Genomic DNA, 8,949 nt, shown 5'->3' on the forward strand with positions numbered 1-8,949 from the left:
ACACCGTGAACAATATAATCGAAATCAACGACATCACCGCGCCAGAATTAGACGTATACGCGCGGACATCGGAAGTGCAGCTTCTGCGGTATTATGAGCCGGAGCCGGGGCTGTTTATTGCGGAGAGTCCGAAGGTGATCGAGCGGGCATTAAATGCAGGGTATGAGCCGCTTTCTTTTCTGGTTGAGCATAAAGACCTGGAGGCTGAGGCGAAGCAGATCCTGGAGCGATATCCGGAAATTCCGGTCTATACAGCAGAATATGATGTCCTTGTGGGAATGACCGGCTACGCACTGGCACGCGGCATGCTCTGTGCCATGAAACGCCGCCGTCTTCCGTCTGTAGAAGGAATCTGCCAGAATACCAGCCGCATCGCAATCCTGGAGAATGTCGTGAATCCGACAAATATCGGAGCCATTTTCCGCAGCGCAGCGGCACTTCATATGGATGCGGTCCTTCTGACCAGCGGGTGCAGTGACCCGCTCTATCGAAGAGCCGCCCGCGTAAGCATGGGAACGATATTCCAGATTCCGTGGACATATTTTGACAAAAAATCCTCCTGGCCGGAAGAAGGAATGAAATCGATCCAGAACCTTGGCTTCAAAACCGTGGCAATGGCACTTCGTGACGATTCTTTCAGCATCGATGATCCGAAGCTCCTCGCGGAAGAAAAACTTGCCATCGTTCTCGGCACAGAAGGAGACGGTCTGGCATCTCAGACCATTGCAGACTGTGACTACACAGTAAAGATCCCAATGTCACACGGCGTCGATTCCCTGAATGTAGCAGCCGCAAGTGCCGTAGCATTCTGGGAACTTGGCAGGAAACGCTGAATATAAAAAGTTCTTGAAAAGTCTATTGTCTTTTCGAGAACTTTTTACTATAATGCAGAGGACAGTCTGTGAAATGGAGAAAAATTATGCTAAAAAAATTTACAAAATATGTTTTCCAAAGTGTAGCAAGTATGATGGGGCAATCCGTGTATATTCTTGCAGACACTTTTTTTATATCGGTCAGCTCAGGAGCAAATGGACTGGCAGTCCTCAACCTGATCCTGCCGGTTTTTGGAATCATGTTCGCAATAGGATCCATGATCGGGATCGGTTCTGCGACGAGATACGGGATCCGCAGAGCCAAAGGTGAAGAGGCGGATCATTATTTTACACAGTCGATCAGCTGGGCGGTACTTTTCAGCATTCCATTTATGCTGATTGGGATTTTCTTCCCGGATAAATTTCTGGCGCTCCTTGGAGCAGATGCAGAGCTGATCGCGCTTGGCAAAACTTATCTGCGGATCGTTCTTGTTTTTGCACCGTTTTTTATGTGCAATTATTCCGTTACCGCATTTGCACGAAACGATTATGCAACCTCAACCGTAATGGCAGGTTCCCTTGCCGGCAGTGCCTTCAATATCGTGTTTGATTACATTTTTATTTTCCCGGCAGGGCTTGGATTTTCCGGTGCGGCGCTGGCAACTGCTTTTTGTCCGTGTGTTACGATGCTGGTATGTTCCACGCATTATTTCAGCAAAAAATGCAACATCGGTTTCAAATGGAAAAAACTGTCTGTGCGGCATCTGATCTCCTGTTGTCAGCTTGGCGTGTCCGCGTTTGTGGGCGAAATTTCCTCCGCAGTGATCACGTTCATATTTAATATGCTGATCCTTGGACTTACTGGAAGCACCGGAGTTGCTGCATATGGAGTAGTAGCAAACCTCTCGCTTGTGGGAATGGCGATCATGAACGGTATGGCACAGGGCGCGCAGCCTCTGATCAGCGAAAGCTTCGGCAAAGGTGCATCTGGCGATGTAAAAAAACTTCTCCGCTGGGCACTGACCTGCGCAGCAGCAATAGAAATCGTCATGGTCGCACTGGTCTGGACCTTTACAGATCCGTTTATTGCAGTATTCAACAGTGAAAACAACCAGCTTCTTCTGGAATATGCACACACAGGTCTTCGGTTATACTTCCTGGGATTTTTGTTCGCAGGAGTCAATATCATGCTCGTTGCATATTTTTCCGCAACAGCAAACCCACGTCCGGCAATCATCGGCTCTCTGCTCCGAGGCGCGATCGCGATCGGAATCTGTGCGATCATACTTTCCAGGATTCTGGGAATGAATGGTGTATGGCTGTCCTTCCTGGCATCTGAAATGATCACCTTCGCAGTTATTCTGATTTTGTCGAAGTACAAGGAAAGCAGGAAAACAAATGAATACGCTTGAGATCCTGCTTCAGCAGATCGGCCTGTTTGTGATCTACATTCTGGCAGGCATGATCCTGGTAAAAACAAAAGTACTGAACAGTGAAACTCTTGATCCGATCTCAAGATTTGTGATCAAGATGGCACTGCCGGTGATGATTTTTGTCAATATCATAGACGGTGTGGAGCGGGATACACTTTTTCATTCCTTATCTATTCTGGTGATCGCAGCAGTGTTTTATATCTGCACGTTCATCATAAGTCTGGGAATGACAAAAATATTTCACCTGGGAGGCGACCAGGCGGGAATCTACCAGGCGATGTTTCTGTTTGGAAATGTCGGTTTCATGGGAATCCCGATCATCACGAGTATTTTTCCACAGAATGGAATTCTTTATGTTTCAGTATTTACCGTGATCGACCAGTTCATGTTGTGGACAATGGGAGTAAAACTGACCACTCCATGTGGAAAAGGGAAGTTTGATCCTCGGAAACTGGTCAATCCGGCAACGGTGGCGATTTTTGCGGCACTTTTTCTCGTAGTAACAGGGATTAAGATTCCGCAGCTTCTGGATACAGGACTGCAGAAGATAGGTGCGACCGCATCTCCACTTGCCATGATCTATGTGGGCGGCGTATTTGCGTGCATCGATATCCGCAGATATATAAAAGAACTTTCCCTTTACGGAATCGTACTGGTCAAGATGCTTCTGATCCCGGTCATCATGTATGGAGTTTTGAATCTATTTCCGATTTCAGAAGAGATCCATCTGACAATGGCTCTGATCGCAGGAATGCCGGCGATGACTTCTGTAGTTATGATGGCAAACAGCGCTGGCTCAGATGGAGACTATGCACTGGGCGGTGTGTTCGTGACGACGATATGCAGCATTGTGACACTGCCGTTTATCTGCTGGCTTTTGCAGTACATATTATAAGAAAAAAGAAGAAGATCAAACTTTGCCGAAATGGTTCTGGTAAGAGATTGATCTTCTTCTTTTGTCATTTGCGGGATATTACAGGTGAACAGTAATCTCAGATCACATTTGCAAGTCCCTTCTCAAGTGCAGTGATCTTATCATAAATAGCATCAGCGAGTGCAGCATGTCCAACTTCATCCATATGTTCACGGTCCGTAGTGCTTGGAGAAGCAAAATCAGCGGCATTCAAAAAAGCAGCATGATTTTGGAGTGCAACTTTACGGTATTCATTTGCGAGATTTCTGGAAACGACCTCAGATCTCTCATCGAATTCCGGGTCAAAATCCGCTTCTCCGACACCATGACCAAGATGGATCGGAGAGACGACAAGCAGATCAAAGTGCTGAGATGCATTGAGCCGTGCTTTACGGATCACCTGATCCAGACCTCGGGCGATTACACTGGCGGATGCACCATAGCGGGTCTTGCAGTCGTTCGTTCCGAGCATGATGATTACGAGATCGAGAGGATTGTGCATTTCCACAGTGACACCGATCATATCCAGCCCCCGGCGGCTCTCGCGGAGCTCATCCTGAAAGACAGTAGTCCTGCCGCAAAGTCCTTCCTCTATAATATGATATTCTGGACCAAGCTTCTTCTGAAGAAGAGCAGTCCATCTTGTATTTTCATCAAAGCGTCCGGTCTTATCCGGCTTGTATCCCCAGGTATTAGAATCGCCAAAGCATAAGATATTCATGAGATCACACTCCTTAATCAAACAAAAACCATATAAACATACTAAATAAATATGTTATATATAATAAACGCTTTTTCAGGAAATGTCAATGTACTTTCCGTCAATATTTTATTTTCTCACCGCATTATCATAGAAACGGAAATGATCCGGGCGGTGGCGGGACTGGGTGTACTCAAACATTACGCCGTCACTGTTATACGTCTGGCTGCTGACGACAGCGACACAGTTGTAGTCCCGGATATTCAGGTCGAGATATTTTTCATCGATCTCTGTCACTTTTTCGACGGTCATGATCCTTTTGCTGTTGACGATTCATATGATGCGCGGAACTCCTTATATTTATCAGGGAGAAGAGCTTGGAATGACAAATGCTCATTACAGCGATATTTCCCAGTATCGTGATGTGGAAAGTCTGAACTATTATGAGATCCTTCTTTCAGAAGGAAAGTCAAAGGAGGAAGCACTGGAAATCCTTGCAGCAAAATCCAGAGACAACAGTAGAACTCCAATGCAGTGGTCGGCAGATGTAAATGCAGGTTTTTCAGAAGCGGAACCATGGATTTCTGTAATTGATAATTATAAAGAAATCAATGCGGAAAAAGAAATGCAGGATCCGGATTCTATTTACTCTTTCTATAAGAAACTGGTCGGACTCCGCAAAGAGAAAGCAGTGATCTCTGAGGGAACGATTGAATTTTTTGAGAGAGAAAATGCAGATGTTTTATTATTTCATCAGAAAACCAGGATACCGAGGTGCTCCAGAAGGATCTTGAGCCCAAGGAGAACAAGGATCAGGCCGCCGATAAACTCAGCTTTGCTCTTGTATCTACTTCCGAAGAAGTTTCCAACAACAACTCCGGCGATGGAGATGACCATGGTTGTGATCCCGATGATGGTGATCGCTTCTACGATCGGAGTTCCGAGGAAAGCAAATGTGATTCCGACAGTGAGTGCGTCAATACTGGTTGCGACAGCGAGAACAAGCATGTTTTTGTGGTCGATCGGTGCGTCCATGACATCGACAACTTCCTCTTCGTTCCATTCCCGGACTGCTTCGATCATCATTTTGCCGCCGATGAAGCCAAGCAGGATGAATGCGATCCAGTGGTCAATGCTTGTGATATATTTCTGGAACTGGCTGCCGAGGAGCCAGCCGACAAACGGCATCAATGCCTGAAATCCGCCGAAGTAAAGCCCGATGATGAGTGCCTGTTTCTTGTTCAGCTTTCTCATACCGAGCCCCTTACAGACAGAAACTGCAAAAGCATCCATAGAAAGCCCAACACCTAACAAAAATAGTTCAATAACGAGTGCCATAACAAAATCTCCTTTTCCTTTTTTCTTAAGAAAGTATCTGAACACGCAAAAAGACTCATGTATGCAGCAAAACAGTACAGACGTACAAAAGCGCTGTATGTATTGTTTTGCTGCATACATGAGTCTCATTCATTAAGATTTGCCAGGTACAAAATACCAGTATGTTGACAAATCACACGTTCTTCGTGCAAATTACTCCCTCACGTAAACTGATTGAGTTTATTTATATCCTGAGATTTGACCTCAGTCGATTGCTCCAACTATAACAAATACGGTGACTCCTGTCAATAAATTTTTTCAATAAAAAAGAAGCAATTGCATAAAGTATGGCATGTGGTTATACTGTTTATGAATAAAGTTAAATAAAACTAACTTAAAATATAAATAAGGAGGAATTAAGTGATGGATATGAATGCGTTTTACGGGATACTGATCCCGTTCATAGGTACCTCGGCGGGAGCCGCCTGCGTCTTTTTTATGAAAAAAGATCTCAACGCCTATGTGCAGCGGTGTCTAACCGGTTTTGCAGCAGGGGTGATGGTAGCGGCTTCGATATGGAGCCTTTTAATTCCGGCGATCGATCAGTCAGTGGAAATGGGAAAATTTTCATTTGTTCCGGCACTGATCGGTTTCTGGATAGGGGTACTTTTTCTGCTGATGCTGGATCACATCGTGCCGCATCTGCATCAGCACAGTGACCAGGCAGAGGAACCAAAAAGCTGTCAGCAGAGGACGACCATGCTGGTGCTTGCGGTCACGCTTCACAATATCCCGGAAGGAATGGCGGTGGGCGTAGTCTATGCCGGATATCTGACAGGGAAAGCGCAGATCACCATGATGGGAGCGCTGGCACTTTCTCTTGGAATTGCGATCCAGAACTTCCCGGAAGGTGCGATCATCTCCATGCCGCTTCGCTCTGAAGAAATGGGAAAAACAAAAGCTTTTGTCGGCGGTGTGTTATCAGGAATCGTGGAGCCGATCGGAGCAGTGCTGACAATTCTTGCAGCCGGGCTGATCGTTCCGGCACTGCCGTATCTTCTGAGCTTTGCGGCAGGAGCCATGCTCTATGTTGTTGTCGAGGAACTGATCCCTGAAATGTCTGTGGGAGAGCATTCGAATATCGGAACGATCTTCTTTGCGGTGGGATTTTCACTGATGATGGTTCTGGATGTGGCATTGGGATGAGCGTAGAATGGAATCACTGATGGTTTTTCTTTTTGACATGCGGGCAATAAAAAAGCTGCCACAGAGGGCAGCTTGCAGGTGTGTTTTGTTGTCTTATCTGAAGGAAATGGACGGTACTGAATTGACAGCAGTGTGAGATTTTTTTACAGTACCGCGATAGATATAGAAGATACCGCCGAAGAATCCGAAGATCAATCCCGCATATCCACCGGTGCAAAGAACAACTGTTGCTTTGACAAGCACAGCCACCTGGAGGAACGGACAGATCAGAGCACCAGCAAGAAGTCCGATCACTGTCCATCCAAGCACCAGAACAGGGAGAAAAACGGATGCGGTAGTATGTTTCTTTGTATTTTTTTTGATATGATTCCATAAAGTCTTATACATTGTAATCCCTCATTTCTTAATGAAAGCAGTTGTTTTTTTGATTTGTTTTCATTATAAAGAGAAATTGTAAAATGCAAATGCAGAGTAATGCAAAATCTATGTAAAATTATGGGTTTTGATCAAATCAGGTAAGCAGTGAAGCAGACCTCGGGTTAGTTTATTAGCATCGGATATAAGAGAAGAAAGATTTTTCGATGCAGAAATCCAGGATAACCATTGTTTCTCTGATTGTATATGATCAATTATTCACAGAGAATTGATAATCTATTAAATCTTGCTGTGGAGGTTATAACGCAGAAACGGGTGAAGCAGAAAATGGAAATCAATGTATTGGAAAACTGCTAGAATATACTGGAAAAAGAGGAGCATATAATAAAGTAAATGTGCTATCTGAAATGAGATCTTTATGCCGGATCAGAAAATAGATAATCTTCTTAATCTTGCAATGGAGGCAACGCCACAGGAACGGGCAAAATCGGAAAATCTGAATGTTGGGTACGATTCAGCCACAAAAGTATGGGATGTGATCATAAAATACAGCGGACCGGAAAGTGGCCTTGGCGGTGATGGAATTCAGGTAGTTCCGCTGTTTGGAGGTTATGCAGTAGTGACTTTACCGGAATCAGAAATTGATGCATACTCAGACAGAGAACAGATTGAATTTATAGAAAAGCCCAAGCGACTTTATTTTGAGACGCTTCAGGCGAGAGAGGCGAGCTGCATCCTGCCGGTACAGGCTGGTGCAAACGGATTGACCGGCGAAGGGATTCTGGTTGGCGTTGTGGATTCCGGAGTGGACTATTTTCATCCGGATTTCAGAAATGAGGATGGCAGCAGCCGGATCCTGCGATTATGGGATCAGAGTCTGGATGGAAAGCCACCAAGAGGTTATGTGACAGGAACTGAATATACGAAAGAAGAAATAGATAAGGCGCTTGTACTTGGGGAAACTGAGGGCAGGCGCCTTGTTCCATCCAGAGATTTCAGTGGACATGGGACAGCAGTTCTTGGAATCGCGGCGGGAAATGGGAGAGCATCAGGAGGAGTAAATCGCGGTGTGGCCTATGAAAGTGATCTACTCGTTGTAAAAATGGGAAATGCACGGGAAAATTCTTTTCCACGGACAACGGAACTGATGGAGGGGATTGATTATCTGATCCGGCAGGCGGTGAAGATGGGAAGACCGATTGCTATAAATATCAGCTTTGGGAATAACTACGGTTCACATCAAGGGGATTCTCTGCTGGAAACATATCTCAGCAACGCAGCGAATGTAGGACGTTCTGTCATCTGTGTAGGAAGCGGAAATAATGGAAATGACCGGATCCATACGGCGGGACAGCTTCGACAGGGACAGACAGAAACTGTGGAAATGAGTATTGGGACTTATGAGACAACTTTGAATCTGCAGTTATGGAAAGCCTATGCAGATGAGATCGAGATTTCCATAGAAACGCCATCTGGCGAAAGACTGCCAACACTTTCGGAAAAAATCGGCACACAGAGATACCGTGCAGGGGAAACAGATTTATTGATTTACTACGGAAAGCCGGGACCTTTTCAGGTAACGCAGGAGATTTATTTTGATTTTATCCCTGTAGAGACATACCTCACCAGTGGAATCTGGAAGATTCATCTGCATGGCAGACGAATCCGGGAGGGTAATTATAACCTGTGGCTTCCGGGGGGAAATGTCCTGAACCCAGTGACCGGATTTTACCGTCCGATCGCTGCAGAAACACTCACGATCCCATCCACTGCAGCCAAAGTGATCACCGTAGGAGCCTATGACTCCAGACTAAACGCCTACGCCGATTTCTCCGGCCGCGGCGGATCGAATCTCTCATTCCCCAAACCGGATCTCGTCGCCCCCGGAGTAAACATCACCGCCCCCACTCCCGGCGGTGCCTATACCACTGTCACCGGAACTTCTTTCTCCACTCCCTTCGTCACCGGCTCCGCCGCCCTCCTGATGGAATGGGGCATCATACAACGAAACGACCCATTCCTCTGGGGCGAGAAAGTCAAAGCCTACTTAAGACGAGGCGCGCAGCCCCTGCCCGGATTTAATGAGTATCCGAATGAAGCGGTGGGGTGGGGGGAGGACGTTATAATAAGGTTACATTGAAGAAAGTCAGTAAAATCAAGTGTTTCCGTTCATTTTCCCAACACAGAAACGAA

The 8,949-nt window shown here is 45.9% G+C and carries 8 protein-coding genes and 2 pseudogenes; 6 read left to right on the forward strand and 4 right to left on the reverse strand.

Annotated elements, in window-relative coordinates; all coding sequences use genetic code 11:
* Window positions 1-5 precede the first annotated feature (5 nt).
* The 3 genes from QZL69_RS03445 (at window position 6) to QZL69_RS03455 (ending at window position 3,140) form a co-directional block, all read left to right on the forward strand.
* On the forward strand, window positions 6-833 hold the full coding sequence (locus QZL69_RS03445) for a TrmH family RNA methyltransferase (RefSeq protein ID WP_022213828.1): 828 nt from the start codon (window positions 6-8) through the stop codon (window positions 831-833).
* Window positions 834-919: 86 nt separating this feature from the next.
* Window positions 920-2,224: an MATE family efflux transporter gene (locus QZL69_RS03450; protein ID WP_022213829.1), complete on the forward strand. Its 1,305-nt coding sequence runs from the start codon at window positions 920-922 to the stop codon at window positions 2,222-2,224.
* Window positions 2,211-3,140, forward strand: coding sequence for an AEC family transporter (locus tag QZL69_RS03455; RefSeq protein WP_022213830.1), 930 nt, complete (start codon window positions 2,211-2,213; stop codon window positions 3,138-3,140). Before QZL69_RS03450 ends, QZL69_RS03455 begins: the two co-directional genes overlap by 14 nt.
* A gap of 97 nt (window positions 3,141-3,237) precedes the next feature.
* On the opposite strand, the gene QZL69_RS03460 is transcribed toward QZL69_RS03455, so the two are convergent.
* Together QZL69_RS03460 and QZL69_RS03465 are read right to left on the reverse strand one after the other, a co-directional pair.
* The gene (locus QZL69_RS03460) at window positions 3,238-3,879 is read right to left on the reverse strand and encodes a GDSL-type esterase/lipase family protein (protein ID WP_022213831.1); all 642 of its coding nucleotides are present in this window, start codon (window positions 3,877-3,879) and stop codon (window positions 3,238-3,240) included.
* Between the two features lie 108 nt (window positions 3,880-3,987).
* Window positions 3,988-4,191: pseudogene (locus QZL69_RS03465) on the reverse strand (UTRA domain-containing protein); the annotation flags it as partial.
* Here QZL69_RS03465 and QZL69_RS13925 point away from each other — a divergent pair.
* Window positions 4,190-4,609 (forward strand): annotated as a pseudogene (locus tag QZL69_RS13925) (alpha-amylase family glycosyl hydrolase); the annotation flags it as partial. The pseudogenes QZL69_RS03465 and QZL69_RS13925 overlap by 2 nt on opposite strands.
* Before the next feature lie 2 nt (window positions 4,610-4,611).
* Here QZL69_RS13925 and QZL69_RS03475 read toward each other — a convergent pair.
* The gene (locus QZL69_RS03475) at window positions 4,612-5,196 is read right to left on the reverse strand and encodes a manganese efflux pump MntP (protein ID WP_022213832.1); all 585 of its coding nucleotides are present in this window, start codon (window positions 5,194-5,196) and stop codon (window positions 4,612-4,614) included.
* A gap of 402 nt (window positions 5,197-5,598) precedes the next feature.
* Between QZL69_RS03475 and QZL69_RS03480 the strand changes: the two genes are divergently transcribed.
* Window positions 5,599-6,381 (forward strand): ZIP family metal transporter, encoded by a 783-nt coding sequence (locus QZL69_RS03480; protein WP_022213833.1) that lies wholly within the window; start codon window positions 5,599-5,601, stop codon window positions 6,379-6,381.
* A gap of 93 nt (window positions 6,382-6,474) precedes the next feature.
* Here QZL69_RS03480 and QZL69_RS03485 read toward each other — a convergent pair whose 3' ends face one another.
* Window positions 6,475-6,768, reverse strand: a complete 294-nt coding sequence (locus QZL69_RS03485; protein ID WP_022213834.1) for a hypothetical protein — start codon at window positions 6,766-6,768, stop codon at window positions 6,475-6,477.
* Between the two features lie 406 nt (window positions 6,769-7,174).
* Here QZL69_RS03485 and QZL69_RS03490 point away from each other — a divergent pair, with 406 nt between their 5' ends.
* The gene (locus QZL69_RS03490) at window positions 7,175-8,896 is read left to right on the forward strand and encodes a S8 family peptidase (protein ID WP_022213835.1); all 1,722 of its coding nucleotides are present in this window, start codon (window positions 7,175-7,177) and stop codon (window positions 8,894-8,896) included.
* The last annotated feature ends 53 nt before the right edge of the window (window positions 8,897-8,949 follow it).

The organism is Blautia sp. CAG:237 (genome assembly GCF_000436615.1).
Lineage (GTDB): Bacteria > Bacillota > Clostridia > Lachnospirales > Lachnospiraceae > Blautia_A > Blautia_A intestinihominis.